The organism is Frigoribacterium sp. CF331 (genome assembly GCF_057787905.1).
This window is the reverse complement of the sequence record NZ_CM173545.1, coordinates 875,333-896,321: the sequence shown is the minus strand read 5'-3', so window position 1 is coordinate 896,321 and position 20,989 is coordinate 875,333. Positions and strand designations below refer to the sequence as shown.

Sequence of the window (20,989 nt, the reverse complement as noted above, 5' to 3'; positions counted from 1 at the left end):
TGTCGTGGCGGGATGGGCCGGGGGCGGGCCAGGACCCGCGCCCGGCTACACGCCGGCGGGCACCGCGGCGACGCGCTCGCGCGCGGCCCGGGTCGCGGCCACGAGGTTCTCGAGCGCCGCGACGGTCTCGGCGTAGCCGCGCGTCTTCAGGCCGCAGTCCGGGTTCACCCAGAGCTGGCGCACCGGCAGGGCGTCGAGCGCCGTGCGCAGCAGCTCGGACACCTCGTCCACGCTCGGCACCCGCGGCGAGTGGATGTCGTACACGCCCGGTCCGACGCCGCGCGAGAAGCCCCCGTCGCGCACCTCGGCCACGACCTCCATGCGTGAGCGCGCGGCCTCGATCGACGTCACGTCGGCGTCGAGAGCGTCGATCGCCTCGATGACCACGCCGAACTCCGAGTAACAGAGGTGCGTGTGGATCTGCGTCCGTGCTGCCACGCCGGCCGTCGCGAGTCGGAACGACCCCACCGACCAGTCCAGGTAGGCCGCCTGGTCCGCGACCTTCAGCGGCAGCAGCTCGCGCAGGGCCGGCTCGTCGACCTGCACGATGGGGATGCCCGCCGCCTCGAGATCGGCGATCTCGTCCCGCAGCGCCAACGCCACCTGGTCGGCCGTCTCGCCGAGCGGCTGGTCGTCTCGCACGAACGACCACGCGAGGATCGTCACCGGCCCGGTCAGCATGCCCTTGACCGGCTTGGTCGTCAGCGACTGCGTGAAGGTCGACCACTCGACGGTGATCGGCGCCGGACGCGACACGTCGCCCCAGAGGATCGACGGCCGCGTCGCCCGCGAGCCGTACGACTGCACCCAGCCGTGCTGCGTCACGGCGAACCCGTCGAGGTTCTCGGCGAAGTACTGCACCATGTCGTTGCGTTCGGGCTCGCCGTGCACCAGCACGTCGAGCCCGATCTCCTCCTGCAGCGCGACCACGCGGCGGATCTCGTCCTGCAGGAAGCCGCGGTACGCGTCGTCGTCGATCTCTCCGCGGGCATGACGGGCCCGGGCGACGCGGATGTCGCCGGTCTGGGGGAACGACCCGATCGTCGTGGTCGTGAGGGCGGGCAGCGAGAGGGCGGCCGCCTGCTCGGCGACCCGCGCCTCCTCATCCCCGCGGACGTAGTCGCCCGGCGTCAGGGCGGCGGCCCGGGCGCGCACGGCTCCGTCGCGGACGCCGGGCGCCGCGAGCCGGTCGGCGAGGGCCGAGGAGGCGCGGGTCAGCTCGTCGAGGACGGCCTCACGTCCCGCGGTCAGCCCGCGTGCGAGCACGGCCACCTGCCCGACCTTCTGGTCGGCGAAGGCGAGCCAGCTGCGCAGCCGGGCGTCGAGCTGCCGTTCGACCTCGACGTCGTGGGGCACGTGGAAGAGGTTGGTCGAGGTGCCCGCCGACACGACCGGCGACACCGCGCGCAGCGACTCGAGCGCCTCGAGCGCGGCGGCCAGGTCTCCGCGCCAGACGTTGTGGCCGTCGACGACCCCGCCGACCAGCACCTTGTCGGTCGTCACGCCGGTCGGCACCGAGCCCTCGACGAGGTCGAGCGCGACGCCGTCGACCGGGGCGTCGAGCAGCACGGGCAGGGCCTCGCCGAGGTCGCCGTAGGGTGCCGCGACGAGGATCGCCAGCGGACGGTCGCTGCCGAGCGACGCGTAGGCCGACGCCGCCGCGGCCCGCACGGTCGCGGCGTCGACGTCGAGCGACTCGCTGACCAGGGCGGGCTCGTCGAGCTGCACCCATTCGGCTCCGGCCGCGGCCAGGCGGGCGAGCAGTTCGCGGTAGACGGGCACGAGGTCGGCCAGGCGGTCGAGCGGCACGAAGCCCTCGGGCGCGTCCCCGTCGGCCTTGGCGAGGGCGAGCAGCGTGACCGGGCCGACGACCACCGGGCGGGTGCGGTACCCGGCCGCGCGCGCCTCCTCGACCTCGCGCACGAGGCGGTCGCCCGCGAGACGGAAGGTCGTCGACGGGCCGATCTCGGGCACGAGGTAGTGGTAGTTCGTGTCGAACCACTTCGTCATCTCGAGCGGGGCGCGCTCGGCGTCGCCGCGGGCGAGCGTGAAGTAGCCGTCGAGGTCGAGGTGCCCGTCGGCGTCGACGAGGTCGGCGAAGCGGGCGGGCACGGCACCGACGGTCACGGCCGCGTCGAGCACCTGGTCGTAGTACGAGAACGACTCGGGAACCGACGAGTCGTCGCGGCCGAGACCCAGCTCGACCAGGCGGGCGCGCGTCGTCGCACGGAGGTCCGCCGCGGTGGCCTCGAGTTCGTCGACGGTCGTGTCGCCGCGCCAGTGCGACTCGACGGCGCGCTTCAGTTCGCGGTCCGCGCCGATGCGCGGGTAGCCCAGGACGGTGCCGGCGGGGAAGGAGGGAGTGGTCATGCGGACGGTTCTCTCTGTGCGGGGTGCGGGGTGCGGATGGGTGGGTCGATCGGGGGTCGGGAGGCGCGGCGCGGCTCAGGACGACGGAGGCGACGCCGTCTCGAGGACGGGCGTCGCCTGGGGGAGGACGGTCGGGGCCGTGGGCGCCGGGGCTGGGGCCACGGGGGTCGACGGCACACAGTGGTCGAGCAGCCCGCAACCGCGGAGCACGGCGAGCGGTGCCTCGTGGCGGTTGAACGTGTAGAGGTGCAGGCCGGGGGCGCCGCCGGCGAGCAGGCGGCGACCGAGGTGGACGGCGTGGTCGACGCCGACGACGGTCGGCTGGTCGGCGGTCTCGAGCCGGCGCAGCAGGTCGGCGGGCAGCGTCTCTCCGGTCAGTTCGACGATGCGTCGCAGCTGGTTCGCCCCGAGGATCGGCATGAGACCCGGCAGGATGCGCATCGTGACGCCGGCCTCGCGCGCCCGGTCGACGAAGCCGAGGTAGTCGTCGGCATCGAAGAAGAGCTGCGTGATGGCGAGCGTCGCGCCGGCCGCCTGCTTGGCGAGCAACGTGTCGATGTCCTGTCGGCTCGACCGCGATCGGGGGTGCCCGTTCGGGAACGCCGCCACCGCGACGGTCGTCTTCGGCCCGCTGCTGAGGCGCGAAGCGAACGGGTTGCCGGGCACGGCGTTCTCGACGAACGGCACGCGCTCGGCCTGCACCCGGTGGATGAGCTGGACGAGCTCGCCGGCGCTGCCGAGGTCGCCGAGGAAGGCGTCCTGCTCGGTGAGGCCGGCCGGCGGGTCGCCGCGCAGCGCGAGGAACGCCGTCACCCCCGCGTCGAGGAACTCCCGGATCAGCCGCGACGCCTCGGCGTACGACGAACCCACGCAGGTCAGGTGTGCCATCGCCTGCACGTCGGTGTCGCGCAGCACCTCGGTCAGCACGGCCAGCGACTCGGCCCGCGACGACCCCGACGCGCCGTAGGTCACCGAGATGAACTCGGGCCCGGTCGCGGCCAGCTGCCGCAGCGACGCGTGCAGGGCGTCGGCGCTCGCCGGGGTGCGGGGCGGGTACATCTCGAACGAGAAGGTCGGCACGTCTGCTCCTGCCTTGGTCGGTCGCGTCGAGGGGGGTCGTGCGGGGTGGCAGTGACATTACGAGTGGCCAGGTCACGCGTCGAGGCCTGTGACGCCCTGTTTCGTCCGGTGACGCCGGGTGTCCGCCGCGCCTCCTGATCTTCGGAGTGCCGACCCCGAGGAGGCGCGGGTCAGCCGAACAGGTTGGCGCGCGTCCCGCCCGGGGCCAGTTCGTCGCGCAGGATGCCCCGGCGTCGCAGCACGGGGACGAGGTCGTCGAGCATGCGGTGCAGCGTCACGGGGTGCAGGTCGCCCGAGAAGAGCAGCCCGTCGTTGTCGCCGTCGTCGCCCAGCTCTTCGACGAAATCGGCGAACTCGTCGGCGGTGCCCACGAAGCCGGCCCGGTCGGTCACGAGACCCTTGCGCGCCTTGCGGGTGAGCAGCTCGCGCAGCGGGGCGTCGTCGGTGCCGCCGTAGAAGCCCGCGATGCTGCCGTGCGACACGTGCTCGCCGAACACCCCGCGGTCGACCGGGCGGTCGAGGTGGAGCCCGGTCAGGTCGGTCTCGAGGTCGCTCGACCAGCCGAGGGCGACCTGCGCGAGCACCTCGTCGGCCGGGTGGCGTGACGCCTCGACGACGCGTGACGCCTCGTCGTGGCTCGACACGATCTCGGGCTTGACGACGAACAGCACGCGCAGGTCGTCGGGGCCCCGACCGTGCTCGGTCGCGGCGGCCAGCACCTTCGCCCGGTAGTCGAGCACGGCCTGGGCCTGCAGCGGCGCGAGCGCGAGCTGCACGTCGGACTGCGTGCCCGCGAACGCCAGCCCCCGCGCCGACCCGCCCGGCGAGACGACGAGCGGGTCGCCGTGCTCGAACGGGATCGCGTTGAGCGGCCCGTCGACGGTGAAGTGCTCGCCCCGGTGCCGGAACGCGTCGATCTTCGTGCCGTCCGCGTACCGCCCCGTGGCCGGGTCGGCGACCAGGGCCCCCTCGCCCCAGCTGTGCCAGAGGCGCCGGACGACGGCCATCCACTCGTCCGCCCGGTCGTAGGCGGCGTCGTGGCCGAGCGGCTCGAGGCCGACGTGCCGGGCGCTGCCGACGTCGGTCACGAGGTTGATGCCGAACCGGTCCGAGCTGAGGTGCGCGAGCGTCGCCGCCTGCCGCGCCGCGAGGTACGGGGGAGTGATGCCCGCGTTGACCGTCGGCGCCAGCCCGATGCGCGAGGTCGCCGCGAACAGGTACGGAGCGAGCAGCAGCGGGTCGTGCTTCGGCCCGCCGTAGGCGCCGCGCACGCGCAGGTCGAGGGTGTCGGGCGAGCCGAGCGAGACGGCGTCCTCCATCACGATCAGCTCGAAGCCGGCCTGCTCGAGTTCTCGGGCGGACTGCTGGTAGAGCTCTGGCCGCGTCCAGTCGTGGTTCCACTCGCGGTACGGGTGGCCCCAGCCCTGCGGCCCGAAGCCCCGCGAGAAGAACCAGCCGAGGTGCTGACGGCGTGCCACGTCAGGCCTCCACGGGCTGGCGGGACGTGCGGCGGCCGGTGTCGACCGCGACGGCGTCGGGTCGGTCGGCGTCCGCCTCGGCGGCGGCCCCGAGGTCGGGACCGAGGAGGCGCGCTCGGCGACCCGCGCCTCCTGCGTCCGTCGTCCGTGCCGCGGCCTGCTCGCGGACCGCGGCGAGCCCGCGCTCGAGGTCGCGCAGCAGGTCGCCCAGGTCTTCGATGCCGATCGAGAGGCGCAGCAGGCCGGGCCAGATGCCGGCCGCGTCGCGCTCGGCCGGGGTGCGACCCGCGTGCGTCGTGGAGGCCGGGTGCAGCACGAGCGAGCGGACGTCGCCGAGGTGCGTCATGTGGCTGAACAGCTCGACGGCGTCGACGAAGGCCGCGGCGTCGGCCTCGCCGCCCGCGAGGGTGAACGAGAAGACGGAGCCCTGTCCGCGCGGCAGCTGACGCCGGGCGAGGGCGTACGAGGGGCTCGACTCGAGCCCGGAGTAGTCGACGCTCGACACCTCGGGGCGCGCCTCGAGCCAGCGGGCGATCGCGAGCGCGTTGCTCGAATGGCGCTCGACGCGCAGCGACAACGTCTCGATGCCCTGGCGCAGCAGGAAGGCGTGGAGCGGCGACGGCGTGGGGCCGAACCGCGAGACCACGATCTCGCGGGTGTACGAGGCGAACGCCCGACGGCCGTGCCGCTCCGCCCAGCTGCGGCCGCCGAACGAGCGCTCGGGCTGGTTCAGGTGCGGGAAGAGCTGGGGCCGCGCCGACCAGTCGAAGGTGCCCGCGTCGACGACGACCCCGCCGAGCGCCGTGCCGTGGCCGGCCAGGAACTTGCTCGTCGAGTGCACGACGACGTCGGCGCCGTGCTCGATCGGGCGCAACAGGTAGGGCGTCGCGAGCGTGTTGTCGACGACGAGCGGCAGGCCGTGGCGGTGGGCCACGTCGGCCAGGCCGGCGACGTCGAGCAGGTCGTTCTTGGGGTTGGGGATCGGTTCGCCGAAGAGCACGCGGGTGTCGGGGCCGATGCGGCGCTCCCACTCGGCGAGGTCGGTGGCGTCGTCCACGAAGTCCACGCCGATGCCCAGGCGGCCGAAGTTCTGCAGCAGCAGGCCGCGGTTGCCCTCGTAGATGCTGCGCGACGACAGCACCCGGTCGCCGGCCTGCACGATGCCGAGCAGGGCCGACGTCGTGGCCGCCTGACCGCTCGCGACGAGGATCGCCTCGGCCCCGCCCTCGAGGTCGGCGAGCCGACGTTCGACCTCGTCGGTGGTCGGGTTGCCGTTGCGCGTGTAGAGGTAGCCCTCGTCGTCGCCCGCGAAGCGCTCGCGGGCGTGCTCGAAGCTGTCGAACACGAAGCCGGCGCTGAAGTGGACCGGCGTGACCCGGGCGCCGTGCGGGGCCTCGGGCGAGGCGCCGGCGTGCACCTGACGCGTGGTGAAGCCGGCGGGCTCGCGCTGCGCGGTGCCGTGCGGTGCGGTGTGGGTCACGGGGGCCTCCTCGTCGCGGGTGGGTGCTGCGGTGCCGTGCAGCCTGGCACCGACCTCGCGGGGGGACCAAGGACCGTGACGCCCGGTTACCGGGCCGGCCCGCGCCTCCTGCGTCCTCGACCCGCGCCTCCTGCGGTCGACTCGTCCCCAGGGCCGGGCGCGGCGGGGTCGTCCAGACGGGGCATGTATCTTCATGTCGAGAGATCTCTGCGCGAGTAGCGTAGGGGCACGACCGAGCACACGCATGCCCGACAACGAGGGAGCACCTGCCGCATGGCGAAGATCATCTACACGCTCACGGACGAGGCGCCGATGCTGGCGACCTACTCGTTCCTGCCCATCATCCAGGCCTACGCCAAGACCGCGGGGGTCGACGTCGAGACCCGCGACATCTCGCTGGCCGGCCGCATCGTGAGCCAGTTCCCCGAGCGCCTCACCGACGAGCAGCGCCAGGGCGACGCGCTGGCCGAGCTGGGGGCCCTGGCGAAGACGCCCGAGGCCAACATCATCAAGCTGCCGAACATCTCGGCGTCCATGCCGCAGCTCAAGGCCGCGGTCGCCGAACTCCAGTCGCAGGGCTACGACCTGCCCGACTACCCCGACTCGCCCTCGACCGACGCCGAGCGCGACGTCAAGGCCCGCTACGACAAGGTCAAGGGCAGCGCGGTCAACCCGGTGCTGCGCGAGGGCAACAGCGACCGCCGCGCACCGCTCTCGGTCAAGAACTACGCGCGCAAGCACCCGCACCGCATGGGCGCCTGGACGGCCGAGTCGAAGACGAACGTCGCGACCATGGGCGTCGACGACTTCCGCTCGAACGAGAAGACCGTGGTCATCCCGGCCGACGACACCCTGCGCATCGAGTTCGTCGGCACCGACGGCACGACGAAGGTGCTGCGCGAGTCGATCCCCGTCCTGGCCGGCGAGGTCGTCGACGGCACCGTGCTGCACGTCGCCGCGCTGCACGAGTTCCTGGCCGCACAGATCGAGCGCGCCGAGGCCGAGGGCGTGCTGTTCTCGGTGCACCTCAAGGCGACGATGATGAAGATCAGCGACCCCATCCTGTTCGGCCACGTCATCCGCGCGTTCTTCTCGCGGGTGTTCGAGCGGTACGGGGCCGACCTGCAGGCCGCCGGGCTCGACCCGGCCAACGGCCTCAACGGCATCCTGCAGGGTCTCGCGGCGCTGCCGAACGGCGACGAGATCAAGGCCGCCTTCGACCAGGGGATCGCCGACGGGCCCGACCTGGCCATGGTCGACTCCGACAAGGGCGTCACCAACCTGCACGTGCCGAGCGACGTCATCGTCGACGCCTCGATGCCCGCGATGATCCGCACCTCGGGTCACATGTGGGGCCCCGACGGCGACGAGCACGACACCCTCGCGGTGATCCCCGACTCGAGCTACGCCGGCATCTACCAGGCCGTGCTCGACGACTGCCGCGCGAACGGCGCGTTCGACCCCGCCACCATGGGCTCGGTGCCGAACGTCGGCCTCATGGCCCAGGCCGCCGAAGAGTACGGCTCGCACGACAAGACCTTCGAGGTGCCGGGCGACGGCACGGTCCGCATCGTGGACCAGGCGGGCGAGACGCTCATCGAGCACGAGGTCGCCACGGGCGACATCTGGCGCGCCTGCCAGACGAAGGACGTCCCCATCCGCGACTGGGTCAAGCTCGCCGTCACGCGGGCCCGCGCCACCGGGACGCCGGCCGTGTTCTGGCTCGACGAGACCCGTGCCCACGACGCGACCCTGATCGGGCTCGTCCGCACCTACCTCGCCGAGCACGACACCGAGGGCCTGCAGATCGAGATCATGTCGCCGGTCGACGCGATGGCGTTCTCGCTCGAGCGCATCCGCCGTGGCGACGACACGATCTCGGTGACCGGCAACGTGCTGCGCGACTACCTGACCGACCTGTTCCCGATCATGGAGCTCGGCACCTCGGCCAAGATGCTCTCGGTCGTGCCGCTCATCAACGGCGGTGGCCTGTTCGAGACCGGCGCCGGCGGCTCGGCCCCGAAGCACGTGTCGCAGCTCGTCGAGCAGGACTACCTGCGGTGGGACAGCCTGGGTGAGTTCCTCGCCCTGGCGGTCAGCTTCGAGCACCTCGCGACCTCGACCGGCAACGCCCGGGCGCAGATCCTCGCCGACACGCTCGATCGTGCCACCGGCACCTTCCTCGACGAGAACAAGTCGCCCGGACGCAAGCTCGGCTCGATCGACAACCGCGGCAGCCACTTCTACCTGGCCAAGTACTGGGCCGACGAGCTCGCCGGGCAGACCGACGACGCCGAGCTGGCCGCCGCGTTCTCGGGTCTGGCGACGACGCTCGGCGGGTCCGAAGAGGCCATCGTCGCCGAGCTGATCGAGCCCCAGGGCACGGCGGTCGACATCGGGGGCTACTACCACCCCGACGCCGCCAAGACCGAGGCCGTCATGCGACCGTCGCACACGCTGAACGAGGCGCTCGCGACGCTGTAGGTCGCGAGGCGGCCGAGAACGGGAGGCGCGGTGCCGGTCGGCACCGCGCCTCCCGTCGTCCGTCGGCCGGGCCGCCGGGCCGTCGGCCCGTCGGTGTCGAGTGGTCCCGAATCGTCCTCGCGGGGCGCGGGAAGGACGATTCGGGACCACTCGACCAGCCGGAACGGGCGTCAGGGGTGCAGGGCGTGGCGGGCGGTGGCGCGGACGGCGTCGGTGACGGCGTCGAGCAGGGGGGAGGCCAGCGTCCAGCGTTGCCAGAAGAGCGGCACGTCGACGGGGTCGGCGGGGGCCAGCTCGACGAGGCGCCCGGCGTCGAGTTCAGGGTGCGCCTGTGCCTCGGGCAGCATGCCCCAGCCGAGGCCGAGCACGATGGCCCGGGCGAAGTCGGCCGACGCGGGCACGTGGTGCCGGGGCGAGAGCGGCTCGTGGCCGGTGAGGCGACGCGCGAAGTCGTGCTGCAGGTCGTCGGCGCGGTCGAAGACCACCATCGGAGCCCGGCCGAGCCGCGCGAGGTCGGGGCCGTCGGACGGACGAGCCCTCGTCGCTCCTGCCCCGTCGCCGCGGCCGGCGGGGTCGCTGCTCAGCCACCGCTCCACGAACCCCGGGCTGGCGACGGCGCGGTACCGCATGACGCCGAGCGGCTCCGAGCTGCACCCCTGGACGGGCTCACGGGTGGCGGTGACGGCGGCGAGTACGTCGCCCGACCGCAGCAGTTCGGCCGTGTGCTGCTGGTCGGCCCGGCGCAGGTCGAAGACGACGGGCGCGGTGGGCGGCACGGCGGCCAGCGCGTCGAGGAACCAGGTCGCCGTCGAGTCGGCATTGACCGCGATCGGCAGCGTCGTCGGCACGTGTTCGTCCGAGCCGGCCTCGGCACGGTGCGCGGGGTCGCCGCCCAGCCGGGCGAGAACGTCCGAGGCGAGCAGGTCGACCTGCCGCGCGTGACGCAGCAGCACGTCGCCGGCCTCGGTCGTGGTGACGGGTGTCGTCCGGCGCAGCAGCACCCGCCCCGCCGAGCGTTCGAGCTGCTTGACGCGTTGCGACACCGCCGACTGCGTCACGTGCAGGCGTCGCGCGGCCGCCTCGAAGGTGCCTTCGTCGACGATCGTCCGGAGCGTGTCGAGCTGGTCGAGGGGGAACCGAGTCATGAGCAGAGCTTATGCAGCATCGCGAACATGAGTTGGACCGATGCATCGCCATCGCCCTAGCGTGACCTCATGACCTTCGCGACCGTGCTGCCCGCCGTCCTGTTCGGCTTCGGCACGAGCCTGGCCCTGATCGTCGCGATCGGTGCCCAGAACGCCTACGTGCTGCGCATCGGACTGCGGGCGGTCACCCGTGTCGTCGCGCCGGTCGTCGTGGTCTGCGCCGTGAGCGACGCGGTGCTGATCAGCGCGGGGGTGGCCGGCGTCGGGGCCCTCGTCGAGGCGGCGCCCCAGGCGGTCGTCGTCGTGCAGCTCGTCGGCGCAGGGTTCTTGATCGTCTACGGCGCGTTCGCCGCGAAGCGCGCGATCCGACCGGTGGGGGCCCTGACCGTCGACGTCACGCCGGCGCCCGCCGTCGTCGACGCGAGCGAAGGAGGCGCGGTGTCGGCGGGCGGCGACACGTCCGCCCTGCAGATGCCCGGCTCCCCGGCACCGGCCGCTGCCGCAGCGAGCACAGCCGCGCCGGCTGCCGCCGCACCCGTCGCCCCGACCCGGGTCGTGCCCGCCGTCCTCGCGGCCCTGGCCTTCACCTGGCTCAACCCGCACACGTACCTCGACACGATCGTCTTCCTCGGGTCGGTCGCGAACCACCAGCCGCCCGAGCTGCGCTGGTGGTTCGCGGGCGGCGCGATCGCGGGCAGCCTCGTGTGGTTCTCGGCGCTGGGGTTCGGAGCGCGCCTCCTGCGTCCTCTGTTCGCGAAGCCCGCCGCCTGGCGGGTGCTCGACGCCGTCATCGCGGTGGTCATGATCGCCCTGGGGCTGAGGTTGCTGTTCGGCCTGTGACCGGGCCCGCGGGCCGCCCTCAGGCCGGGCGCTCGGCGATCGCGCGCTGCCAGCGGACGAGCATCACCCGCGCGTAGTGCACGGCCGTCACGTAGTGGAAGACGAGCCCGGCCAGGAACACCAGGTAGCCGACCCCGATCACGCTCGTCCACTCGGGGCCGTCGAGGGCGACGCCGAGCAGCAGCACGGCGAGCCCGACGAAGCAGAGCCCGGTCCGCAGTCGGCCCGCCCACCACACGGGCACGGCCGGGTCGCCCCGGAACGCCAGCACGGCGCCGACGGCGAGCAGCACGTCGGGCACCATCAGCAGCACGGCCTCCTGCCACCCGAAGACGTCCGCCGCCGCGAAGGCCACGGCCACGACGACGACGGTCAGCCGGTCGGCCACCGGGTCGAGCCACGACCCGAGCACCGAGACCGAGTCGGTCCGTCGCGCGACGAAGCCGTCGAGCCAGTCCGTCACGAACACGACCCCGACGACGGCGAGGGCCGCCCACCACAGCTCGGCGACCAGCAGGCCGGCGAACACCGGCAACAGCAGGAGGCGCGCGGCCGTGATCGCGTTGGGCACGGTCCGCCACTCGTCCACCTCGAAGAGGCGGTGCCTCAGGGCCGCGAGCCGACGGGAGGACAGGTGCTCCGCCACGAACTCGCCCGAGGCGGTCGCGCCCGCGACCACGGGATCGGCCACGGCGTGCCCGGCCGCGTGGACGGCCGACGAGACGGGCCCCCGGTCGTCGGCCCGCGCCTCCTCGTCCGCGTCGTCGGCCGCGGCGGTCTCGTCGACGGTGCCGGTCGAGGCACCCGGCGACGCGGCGGCCTCGGCGGCGGCGGCCCGGCGTCGGCGCACGAGCCGCACGACGAACACGATCGCCACGACGACGGCCGCCCCGACCAGCGCCCAGGACGAGAACTGACCGAGGTACCGCTGGGCCGCCTCGAGCGACGAGCGCAGCAGGAACCCGATGCCGACGTAGACCGCGGCCCAGGTCAGCGCCCCGCCGAACGACGCGGGCAGGAACGACCGGTAGGGCACCTTCGCGACCCCGGCCGCCGCGGGGGTGAGGGTGCGCACGACGGGGACGAGGCGCGTGAGGAACACCGCGGCGGCTCCGCGGCGCTCGAGCACGGCCACGGCGCGGTCCCAGCTGTCGACGCCGATCTTGCGGATGATGCGGGTGTCGCGGAACCCGGTGCCGAACCGGCGGCCGAGCAGGTAGCCGACGTGGTCTCCGAGCGAGCCGCCCACCGCGACGGCGACGAAGAAGGCGACCGCGGGCCAGGGGCTGTCGAAGGTCGCCGCGAGCAGCAGCACGATCGTCTCGCCCGGCACGAAGACACCGAGGCCGAGGCCGGACTCGGTGAACGAGAACAGGGCACCGAGCGCCCAGACGAGCGGGGTCGGCAGCGACGATCCGATGTCGGTGATCCACCCGATGAGGTCCATCCCGCCAGGCTAGGGGAGGCGTGCTGAGGGGGCGTCGTCCGGGGGACGGGGGCGGGTCGGTCGCGGGTCGGTAGGTTGGCGGCATGGTCAGCTTCGCCGACAAACCCGTGCTCGACGTGACGGTCGAGCAGTGGCAGGCGTACCTCGAGGGCGACCCCGACGTGCGCGGGGTGCGGCTGACGCTGCGCAAGGTGCGGTCGACGGCGACGGGCATGACCTGGTCCGAAGCGCTCGACGTGGCCCTCTGCCACGGCTGGATCGACGGGCAGACGAGCCGCCTCGACGACGACTTCACCCTCACCGCGTTCCAGCCCCGCCGCCGGGACAGCCCGTGGTCGCAGGTGAACCGTGAGCACGTCGCCCGCCTGACCGCCGAGGGGCGCATGACGCCGGCGGGGCAGGCCGAGGTCGACCGGGCGAAGGCCGACGGTCGCTGGGACGCCGCCTACCGGCAGAAGGACGCCGTGCCTCCCGACGACCTCCAGGCCGCGCTCGACGCCGACCCGGCGGCTGCCGCGCACTTCGCGTCGCTCACGAAGACCGAGCGCTTCCGCGTGTACTTCCGGCTGGCCGCGCTCAAACGTCCCGAGACCCGGGCGGCGCGCATCCGCGACGTGGTGGCCGCGGCGGCCCGGGGCGAGCAGCACTACCGCTGAGCCGCCCCGGGCTGCGCGCTGTCAGGCCGCGCTGCCGGGCCATCCGCCGTGGGGCTCGACGCCGCCACGAAGTGGACACCGCGCCACCTTTTTGCGTGGCGTCGTGTCCACTTCGTGGCGGGTTGGCGGGTGGCGGGGTCGGGGCCCGGGGGCCGGCGACGCGCGTCGAGCGCAGGAGGCGCGGGTCGCGTCAGCGGCGCGTGCGCTGCTTCCAGAAGCGGCCGGCCAGGCGCGCGAGGCCCACCAGGGCGACGGAGAGCACGGCGAGCGCGACGAGCAGCACCACCATGTAGACGGCCACGGGGCCGTAGCCGCCCAGCGCCTCCGGGTCGTAGAAGGGGTACGGGTAGAACGACGTGATCGCGCCGCGCACCAGCGAGTAGACGCTGTACAGCACGGGCACCACGAGCCCGATCGCCGCGGCCGCCCAGGGCAGGCGGCGCCCGGCGGGCAGCACGAGCCAGTCGACCAGCACGGCGATGGGCATCACGACGTGGACGATGACGTTCACCCAGGGCAGCACGGCGCCGCTCACCTCGGTCAACAGCACGTTGAAGACCAGGCCGACGAACACCATGTTCACGACCGAGATCAGCCGCACGACGTCCCAGGCGCGACTGCCGGGGCGACGGCGCAGGGTCCGGACGCCCCCGACGACGAACACGACGACGGCGAACAGGTTGCTGAGGTTCGTGAAGTACGAGAAGAAGTTCGCGATGCTGAAGTGGTTCTCGAGGTGCACGGCGAACTGCCCGCCGACGGCGACCAGGGAGGCCGCCGCGAACACGAACCGGTACGGGACCATCAGCTGAGCACGCGTCATGTCCTCACCCTAGTGAGGCGCGGCGGCCGGGTCGCCGCGTGCGATGCGGGCGTGTTCGTGCGTGACGGGCGCCGACGGACGCCCGTCACGCACGAACACGCCCGCGGGGTGCGGTGGTGCGTCCGGTCAGGCCTGTTCGATCTTCTCGATCAGGGCGGCCTTGGTGTACCGCGACACGTTCGTGACGCCCTTGGTGCGGGCCAGGGCACGTAGGGCGACGAGGGTCTGGGCGTGGAGGTCGACGTGGGCGTCGTGCCCGTCGGCCGTCTGCACGGTGGTCTCGTCGACCTCGGGCAGCGGCGGGGTGTAGATCGAGCGCGGCTCGGCCGGGGTGGCGGACGAGGTCGACGACGAGTCGCCCGCGGAGGCCGAGTCGTTCGCGGAGGCCGACGAGCCCTCCGACGAGCCCTCTCCCGACGTCGACGGTGCCTCGGACGCCTGCTTCGCCTTCTTGAGCTCCTTCTTCGCGCCGCCGAGACCGGCGGCCGCGGTGTCGAGCGCGTCCTCGAGCGGCGAGACCTTCGGGCGGGACTTCTTCGCCAGCTCCTTCGCGCGGCGTCGGGCCTCGTCGACCGCCTTGCGGGCGTCGGCGACGGCGTCCTCGGCCTTGTCGTAGGCCTTGAGGGCCTTCTTCTTGAGCTTCTTCTGGTCGGCCATGGTCGGGGGTCCCCTCCGGTCGGGCGTGTCGGGCGTGTCATGCGTGTGCCTCGACGCTGGCACGACGCCCTGGGACCGCGTCCAGGGGCACGCGACGACCGAGCCCCCGGGCACCGGCCGCTAGCGTGTCCGCATGACGCCCTCGACCCCGGACCACGCCCCCGTCATCGCCCTGCTGCGCGACCTCGTCGCGATCGACTCGACGAGCGGCACGCCCGGTGAGGCCGCCGTCCTGCGCCGCGTCGCCCGCGAGTTCGAGGCCGTCGGGGAGGCGCGGGTCACCTTCGCCCCCGGGGTCGACGGCGAGCCCGCGGCGCTGCTCGTCTCACCGGCGACCGTCGCCCTCGACGAGCCGCTGCTCGTCTTCGCGTCGCATGCCGACGTCGTGCCCGTGACCGACGCCTCGGCCTGGAGCCACGACCCGTTCGGCCCGGTCGTCGTGGGCGACCGGCTCCACGGGCGGGGGTCGTCCGACATGAAGTCCGGCCTGGCGGCGTCGGTGGTCGCCGTGCGTGACCTCCTGACGCGGGGCGCACCCGTGGCGCTCGCCGTCTCGACCGGCGAGGAGGTCGGCTGCCTCGGTGCCCCGGCCCTGGTCGACCTGCTCTCGGGCCACCGGGTCGGGGCCGTCGTCATCCCCGAGTCCACCGACGGGCAGGTCGTCCTCGGTCACCGCGGCGCCCTCTGGCTGACGGTGCGCACCTCGGGTCTCGCCGCCCACGGCAGCACGCCCGAGCGGGGCCACAACGCGATCCTCGACCTGGTGGCCGTGCTGGGGCGCCTGGGCGACCTCCCGCTCTCGGACCACGCCGACCTCGGCCGCGAGACCGTCAACGTGGGCGTCGTGTCGGGCGGCAGCGTGCCCAACATCGTGCCCGACGCCTGCGAGGCGCGCGTCGACCTGCGGGTGGTCCGGGACGACGTCGACGAGCTCGTGGCCTGGTGGCGCGCCCAGCCCGAGGTGACGGAGGTCCGCGTCGACCTCGACCTGTCCGCCGTGTGGACCCCGCGCGACCACCCGTGGCTCGGCGGGCTCGGCGCCCCGGTCTCGGCGTCGCCCGCGTCGTACTTCACGGACGCCTCGGTGCTCGTCCGCTCGCTCGACGCCGAGGTGCCCGTCGTCGTCTGGGGCCCGGGCGACCCGACCGTCGTGCACACGGTGGACGAGTCGGTGTCGGTCGCCGCGGTCGTCCGGGCGGTCGATCAGTTCCGCCGTGCCGGAGACCGCTGGGCCGCCGACCGCAGGGCGGCCGACCGCCGGGCCGGCGACCGCTGACGGCCACGCCGGCCGGGCGCGTGCTCAGCGCGTGCTCTGCCGCCGGACCAGCCTCGGGGCGAACGAGATGCGGGCTCCGCCACCCGCGCCTCCCGGGGTGCCGCGCAGCGACAACAACCGCAGGGCCTCGTCGGCCATGCGGTCGGTCGGTTGCGCCAGGGTCGTCAGCGCCGGGGTCACGTACGAGGCGAACACGATGTCGTCGAAGCCCGTGACCTGCAGCTCGTCGGGCACCCGGACGCCGAGTTCGCGGGCGGCGCGCAGCACGCCCATGGCGATGAGGTCGTCGGCGCAGACGATGGCGTCGGGTCGGTCGTCCGAGGCGAGCAGCCTCCGGGCGGCCGCGTCGCCGCTGTCGACCGTGTAGTCGCCGAGGACGACGCCGTCGCGGACCTCGCGGATGCCGAGCTCGGCCGACCAGTGCCGGAATCCCCGGAGGCGCAGGGTCGTCGACGAGTTCGTCAGCTCGGACGTGACGAACGCCGCCGACCGGGCGCCGGTGTCGGCCAGGTGCGTCAACACGAGCTTCATGGCCTCGGCGTCGTCGAGTCCGATCCAGTCGGTGTCGGGCACGTCGACCCGGCGGTCGAGCTGGACCAGCGGCACGGCACGGGCCGACGCGGCGACGGCGGCGGCGCTCTCGGTGTCGTGCACCGGGCTGACCACGATGCCGTCGACGTGACGCTCGATGAGGGAGCGCAGGTGGTCGGCCTCGACGGCGGGGTCCTGTCGCGAGTCGCAGAGGAACAGCTGCTTGCCCTCGCCGTGCAACGCGCTCTCGAGGCTGTCGACCAGCGTCGTGAAGAACGGGTTGAGGATGCTCGGCACCACCATGCCGACCGTGTCGGTGCGGCGGGTGCGCAGGGCGCGGGCGATGCCGTTGCCCGAGTAGCCGAGCTCGTCGGCCGCGAGCCGGACCCGCGCCTCGACCTCGGGCCCGACGGGACGCGAGGCGGACATCACGCGCGAGACCGTCGCCGGCGAGACGCCCGCGCGACGCGCGACGTCCGAGATGGTGACGGCGTTCATGGGCTCCTCGGGGGCTGCGGTCACGGGGACGACGGGGGAGGACACCATCGTAGCGGGTGCCCGAGGGAAACCGATTGCCGACCGCCGATCTCTTTTACACGTCGGAAACACAAAGGTGTTGACACTCGAAACACGGAGGCGTCACTCTTGACGCAGTTCCAGTGGGCAATCGATTGCCCACCGTTCTCGCCCCGACGAGACCGCCCCCGTCAGTCCCCGCATGCTCCACCTCGTCCTCCCCAGGAAGGCCCCTCATGCCCTCGACCCGCACCGTCCTCACCGCCCTCGCCGTGGGCGCCCTCGCGGTCGGCACCCTCGCCGGCTGCGACTCCACCGCGAGCACCACCTCCGGCGCCTCGCCCGGGGCCACCACCGCGACGCGCCCCGCACCGACCGGCGTCCCGCAGGCCTGTGCGCCCGACGGCGGCGGGACGCTGCAGCTCGGCATGGTGGACATCAACGAGCAGACCGCCTTCTTCACCCAGATGAACGAGGGCGTGCAGGACGTCGCCGACGAGGCCGGCGCCGACCTGCAGATCGTCAGCGGCGACAACGACAGCGCCACGCAGGTCTCGGGCGTCGAGAACCTCGTGGCGTCCGGCGTCGACGCGCTCATCGTCGACCCGGTCGACGCGACCGCGTTGATCCCCGCCCTCACGGCGGCGAAGGCGGCCGGCATCCCCGTCGTCGCGGCCGACGGCTCGGTCGAGGACGCCTCGGCCATCGACTCGTACGTCGGCACGGCGAACGAGGACGGCGGTGCCCAGCTCGGCGAGGCCTTCCTCGAGCTGACCGGTGGCGAAGGCGAGGTCGGCGTGGTCGGCGCGCTGAACAGCGCGATCCAGATCCAGCGCCAGAACGGCTTCACCGACGCGGTCGAGGCCGGCGGCATGACCATCGGCACGATCGTGGACGGCCAGAACGTCAACGAGGACGCCCAGGCGGCGGCCGAGAACCTGCTCACGGGCAACCCCGACCTCGAGTACATCTACGCCACGGGCGAGCCCGCCCTGAACGGCGCCATCGCCGCCGTCAAGAGCCAGGGCGCCCAGGACCGGGTCAGCATCGTCGGCTGGGACCTCTCGGCCTCGGCCGTCGAGGGGCTGCAGGACGGCTACGTCAAGGCGGTCATCCAGCAGGACACCTTCGGGTTCGGCTACGAGGCCGCGAAGGCCGCCATCAACCTGGCCTGCGGCACCGGCGACGTGCCGGCGACCGTCGACGTGCCGATCACGATCGTCACCCCCGACAACCTGGCCGACTTCTCGTACTACCTGGAGGGCTGATGACCGACGTCACGACGGACGACCTGCTCGTCGAGCTCGAGGGCATCCGCAAGTCGTACGGCGCCGTCGACGTCCTGCGCGGCGTCGACCTGCGTCTCGCCCGGGGCGAGGTGCTCGGCCTCGTCGGCGACAACGGTGCCGGCAAGTCCACCCTGATGAAGGTGCTCGCCGGGTCGGTCCAACACGACGGCGGACGGATCAGCATCAAGGGCAAGGAGGTGCGGTTCCAGTCCCCGAGCGACGCCCAGGCCGAGGACATCGGCATCGTCTACCAGGACCTCGCCCTGTGCGACAGCCTGAACGTCGCCGCGAACCTCTTCCTCGGCCGCGAGCCGCGGATCGGGCCGTTCCTCAAGGTCGGCGAGATGCACGCCGAGGCCACGGCCGTGCTGAAGGAGTTCGGCGTCCGGGTCACCTCGACCCACCAGCTCATCTCGCAGCTCTCGGGCGGGCAGCGCCAGTCGGTCGCCATCGCCCGCGCCGCCTCGGTCGACCCCGACGTGCTGATCCTCGACGAACCGACCGCGGCGCTCGCGGTCACCGAGGTCGAGTCGGTCCTCCGCCTGATCAAGGAGGTCGCGGCCCGCGGGGTCGGCGTCATCCTGATCACCCACCGGCTGCAGGACCTCTTCCGGGTCTGCGACCGCATCACCGTCATGTACGAGGGCCGCAGCGTCGACGACGCGCGCATCGACGACCTGACCATCGAGTCGCTCGTCGACATGATCACCCGAGAAGGGAGCGCCGCCGCATGACCGCGACGACCTCTGACCCCACCCGCACCGACGGCCCCGAGCCGGGCCGGGGCCACGGCCACGGCGCCGCCGCGGCCCGCGAGCGACGCTGGGAGGCCCTGCAACGCGTCAACAAGTCGACGCTGCTCATGCTCGTCGTGACGCTCGTCGTCATCGTCGTCTTCTCGGTGGCGACCCCGACCTTCCTCACCGGGACGAACCTGCGCAACGTCGCCGTGCAGGTCGCCCCGGCCGCCATCGTGGCCGTGGCGATGACCTTCGTCATCACGGCGGGCATGATCGACCTCTCGGTCGGGTCGACGCTCGCCCTCGTCTCGGTGATCGGCGCGGTGCTGCTGAGGGCCGGGCTCGAGTCGGTGCTCGTCATGGTGATCTGCCTCGCCGTCGGCGCCCTCTGCGGGCTGGTCAACGGCTGGTTCTCGAGCTACCAGGGCATCCCGTCGTTCATCGTCACGCTGGCCACCATGTCGATCGTGCGGGGCGTCGCGCTGCTGATCACGAAGGGCTACTCGATCGCGATCGGGTCGGGCCTGATCTTCGCGCAGGTCGGCCAGGGGCGCCTGTTCGGCCTCGGCTACCCCGCCTGGCTCGCCCTGATCATCGTCGGCGTCGGCATCGTCGGCCTGCAGCGCATGCGGTTCGGTCAGTACATCACCGGCATCGGCTCGAACGAGGAGTCGGTCCGTCGCGCCGGCGTCGACACCCGCTTCGTCAAGATGACGGCCCTCGTGCTGAGCGGCACGGCGGCCGGTGCCGCGGGCATCATCACGGCGGCCCGCCTCGGGTCGGGTGACGCGAACTCGGGCGTCGACTTCGCCATGACGGTCATCACGGCCGTCGTGATCGGCGGCACGAACCTGCTCGGCGGCAAGGGCAGCGTCATCGGCACCGCGATCGGCGCCATCTTGACCGGTGTCATCACGAACGGCCTCACGCTGCTCGGCCTCAGCCCCTACATCGTGCCGATCGTCACCGGCAGCCTGTTGATCGTCGTCATCTGGATCAACCTGCGCGGCGGCTCGTTCACCGACCTCGTGCGCAAGGTGGTGACCCGATGAGCCGCGTCGGGGGGTTCGGCGTCGAGACGACCGCCGTCGTCGACGTGCAGACGGTGACCGGCCCGGTGCCGAGCGACCGCCTCGGCTACACGCTGCCGCACGAGCACCTGATCAACAGCATCGAGGAGGGCGGCCTCGAACCCGACCCCGAGTTCCCCGAGCTGTTCGACGCCCCGGTCACCCCCGACATCGCCTGGCTGCTGCGCGACCGGCCGCTCGCCTGCCGCGACAACTGCGTGCTCGACGGCGACGACGACGCGGTCGACGAACTCGTGGCGTTCCGCGACCTCGGGGGCAGCACGGTGATCGAGCTGACCTCGGACGGCCAGGGTCGCGACCCCCGCCGGCTCGCCGAGATCTCGCGTCGCAGCGGGGTGAACGTCGTCACCGGCGGCGGCTGGTACCTCGAACGGTTCCACCCCGAGGCCACGGGTCGTGACGCCGTCGACGACCTGGCCGCCCGCCTGGTCGCGCAGTACCGGGCCGACCCGGCCGAGACCGGCCTGCCCCGCTCGGGCGTGATCGGCGAGATCGGCGTCTCGCCCGGCTTCACCGAACGCGAGGAGCGCTCGCTGCGGGCGGCCTGCCGCCTGCAGCGCGAGACCGGCCTGCCGATGTTCGTGCACCTGCCCGGCTTCGTCCGTCACGGCGGTCGCGTGCTCGACGTCGTGCTGCGCGACGAGGGCGTCGACCCGACCGCGGTCGTCCTCTGCCACATGGACCCCTCGGGCTCCGACCCCGACTACCAGCGCAGTCTCGCCGAGCGCGGCGTCTGGCTCGAGTTCGACATGATCGGCATGCCCTACCGCTTCTCGCTGCCAGGTGAGGGCCAGTCGCCGTCGCCCGTCGAGACGGCCGCGGCGATCGCCCGCCTCGTGTCCGCCGGGTTCGGTCGTCGCCTGCTCTTCAGCCACGACCTGTTCCTCAAGAGCATGCTGCGTCGGCACGGCGGCAACGGCCTCTCGTACATCCCCGCGGTGTTCCTCGACCGCCTCGTCGACCTCGGCGTCGACGCCGGCGTCGTGCACGGCGTCGGCACCCGCAACGTCCGCGACCTCTTCGAGGGCGCGGCCCTGACCCGCTGAGGGGCGACCGTGCGGCACCGAGCCGCGCGCGCCTCCTCGT

General features: G+C 73.1%; 17 protein-coding genes. 8 read left to right on the top strand and 9 right to left on the bottom strand.

Features of this window, described 5'->3' with window-relative positions; all coding sequences use genetic code 11:
- Nucleotides 1-45 precede the first annotated feature (45 nt).
- From metE to AC3CCI_RS04125, 4 genes are all read right to left on the bottom strand, one after another.
- Nucleotides 46-2,370 carry a 5-methyltetrahydropteroyltriglutamate--homocysteine S-methyltransferase gene (gene metE, locus AC3CCI_RS04140; protein WP_488628195.1) on the bottom strand — a complete coding sequence of 775 codons (2,325 nt, stop codon included), beginning with the start codon at nt 2,368-2,370 and terminating at the stop codon, nt 46-48.
- Nucleotides 2,371-2,445: 75 nt separating this feature from the next.
- Nucleotides 2,446-3,450, bottom strand: a complete 1,005-nt coding sequence (locus tag AC3CCI_RS04135; protein ID WP_488628194.1) for a methylenetetrahydrofolate reductase — start codon at nt 3,448-3,450, stop codon at nt 2,446-2,448.
- Between the two features lie 170 nt (nt 3,451-3,620).
- The gene (locus tag AC3CCI_RS04130; protein ID WP_488628193.1) at nt 3,621-4,928 is read right to left on the bottom strand and encodes an LLM class flavin-dependent oxidoreductase; all 1,308 of its coding nucleotides are present in this window, start codon (nt 4,926-4,928) and stop codon (nt 3,621-3,623) included.
- 1 nt (nt 4,929) lies between these two features.
- A complete protein-coding gene (locus AC3CCI_RS04125) occupies nt 4,930-6,408 on the bottom strand; it encodes an O-acetylhomoserine aminocarboxypropyltransferase/cysteine synthase family protein (protein ID WP_488628192.1) in 1,479 nt (492 codons plus the stop codon).
- Between the two features lie 273 nt (nt 6,409-6,681).
- On the opposite strand from AC3CCI_RS04125, the gene AC3CCI_RS04120 reads away from it, so the two are divergent.
- The gene (locus tag AC3CCI_RS04120; protein WP_488628191.1) at nt 6,682-8,892 is read left to right on the top strand and encodes an NADP-dependent isocitrate dehydrogenase; all 2,211 of its coding nucleotides are present in this window, start codon (nt 6,682-6,684) and stop codon (nt 8,890-8,892) included.
- 170 nt (nt 8,893-9,062) lie between these two features.
- Here AC3CCI_RS04120 and AC3CCI_RS04115 read toward each other — a convergent pair whose 3' ends face one another.
- Nucleotides 9,063-10,037: a LysR family transcriptional regulator ArgP gene (locus AC3CCI_RS04115; protein ID WP_488628190.1), complete on the bottom strand. Its 975-nt coding sequence runs from the start codon at nt 10,035-10,037 to the stop codon at nt 9,063-9,065.
- Nucleotides 10,038-10,106: 69 nt separating this feature from the next.
- Here AC3CCI_RS04115 and AC3CCI_RS04110 point away from each other — a divergent pair, with 69 nt between their 5' ends.
- Complete coding sequence (locus tag AC3CCI_RS04110; RefSeq protein ID WP_488628189.1) at nt 10,107-10,877, top strand: LysE/ArgO family amino acid transporter; 771 nt, start codon at nt 10,107-10,109, stop codon at nt 10,875-10,877.
- A gap of 19 nt (nt 10,878-10,896) precedes the next feature.
- Here the strand turns inward: AC3CCI_RS04110 and AC3CCI_RS04105 are convergent, their stop codons facing one another.
- Complete coding sequence (locus AC3CCI_RS04105; RefSeq protein WP_488628188.1) at nt 10,897-12,324, bottom strand: CDP-alcohol phosphatidyltransferase family protein; 1,428 nt, start codon at nt 12,322-12,324, stop codon at nt 10,897-10,899.
- A gap of 83 nt (nt 12,325-12,407) precedes the next feature.
- On the opposite strand from AC3CCI_RS04105, the gene AC3CCI_RS04100 reads away from it, so the two are divergent.
- Entirely contained in the window at nt 12,408-12,980 is a 573-nt protein-coding gene (locus AC3CCI_RS04100) for a YdeI/OmpD-associated family protein (protein ID WP_488628187.1), read from the top strand.
- Between the two features lie 190 nt (nt 12,981-13,170).
- Here AC3CCI_RS04100 and AC3CCI_RS04095 read toward each other — a convergent pair whose 3' ends face one another.
- Nucleotides 13,171-13,803 (bottom strand): Pr6Pr family membrane protein, encoded by a 633-nt coding sequence (locus AC3CCI_RS04095; protein WP_488628186.1) that lies wholly within the window; start codon nt 13,801-13,803, stop codon nt 13,171-13,173.
- A gap of 126 nt (nt 13,804-13,929) precedes the next feature.
- Nucleotides 13,930-14,460: a Rho termination factor N-terminal domain-containing protein gene (locus AC3CCI_RS04090; RefSeq protein WP_488628185.1), complete on the bottom strand. Its 531-nt coding sequence runs from the start codon at nt 14,458-14,460 to the stop codon at nt 13,930-13,932.
- Between the two features lie 133 nt (nt 14,461-14,593).
- Here AC3CCI_RS04090 and AC3CCI_RS04085 point away from each other — a divergent pair, with 133 nt between their 5' ends.
- Nucleotides 14,594-15,736, top strand: a complete 1,143-nt coding sequence (locus AC3CCI_RS04085; protein WP_488628184.1) for a M20 family metallopeptidase — start codon at nt 14,594-14,596, stop codon at nt 15,734-15,736.
- A 24-nt stretch (nt 15,737-15,760) separates the two neighbouring features.
- Here the strand turns inward: AC3CCI_RS04085 and AC3CCI_RS04080 are convergent, their stop codons facing one another.
- Complete coding sequence (locus AC3CCI_RS04080; RefSeq protein WP_488628183.1) at nt 15,761-16,789, bottom strand: LacI family DNA-binding transcriptional regulator; 1,029 nt, start codon at nt 16,787-16,789, stop codon at nt 15,761-15,763.
- A gap of 230 nt (nt 16,790-17,019) precedes the next feature.
- Between AC3CCI_RS04080 and AC3CCI_RS04075 the strand changes: the two genes are divergently transcribed.
- From AC3CCI_RS04075 to AC3CCI_RS04060, 4 genes are read left to right on the top strand one after another with little or no spacing between them, the layout of a single operon-like run.
- Nucleotides 17,020-18,051, top strand: a complete 1,032-nt coding sequence (locus tag AC3CCI_RS04075; RefSeq protein ID WP_354593742.1) for a substrate-binding domain-containing protein — start codon at nt 17,020-17,022, stop codon at nt 18,049-18,051.
- Nucleotides 18,051-18,806 carry an ATP-binding cassette domain-containing protein gene (locus AC3CCI_RS04070; protein WP_056259309.1) on the top strand — a complete coding sequence of 252 codons (756 nt, stop codon included), beginning with the start codon at nt 18,051-18,053 and terminating at the stop codon, nt 18,804-18,806. The genes AC3CCI_RS04075 and AC3CCI_RS04070 overlap by 1 nt, the downstream gene beginning before the upstream one ends.
- Nucleotides 18,803-19,864 carry an ABC transporter permease gene (locus AC3CCI_RS04065; RefSeq protein WP_354593741.1) on the top strand — a complete coding sequence of 354 codons (1,062 nt, stop codon included), beginning with the start codon at nt 18,803-18,805 and terminating at the stop codon, nt 19,862-19,864. Before AC3CCI_RS04070 ends, AC3CCI_RS04065 begins: the two co-directional genes overlap by 4 nt.
- The gene (locus AC3CCI_RS04060; RefSeq protein WP_354593740.1) at nt 19,861-20,949 is read left to right on the top strand and encodes a phosphotriesterase family protein; all 1,089 of its coding nucleotides are present in this window, start codon (nt 19,861-19,863) and stop codon (nt 20,947-20,949) included. The genes AC3CCI_RS04065 and AC3CCI_RS04060 overlap by 4 nt, the downstream gene beginning before the upstream one ends.
- The last annotated feature ends 40 nt before the right edge of the window (nt 20,950-20,989 follow it).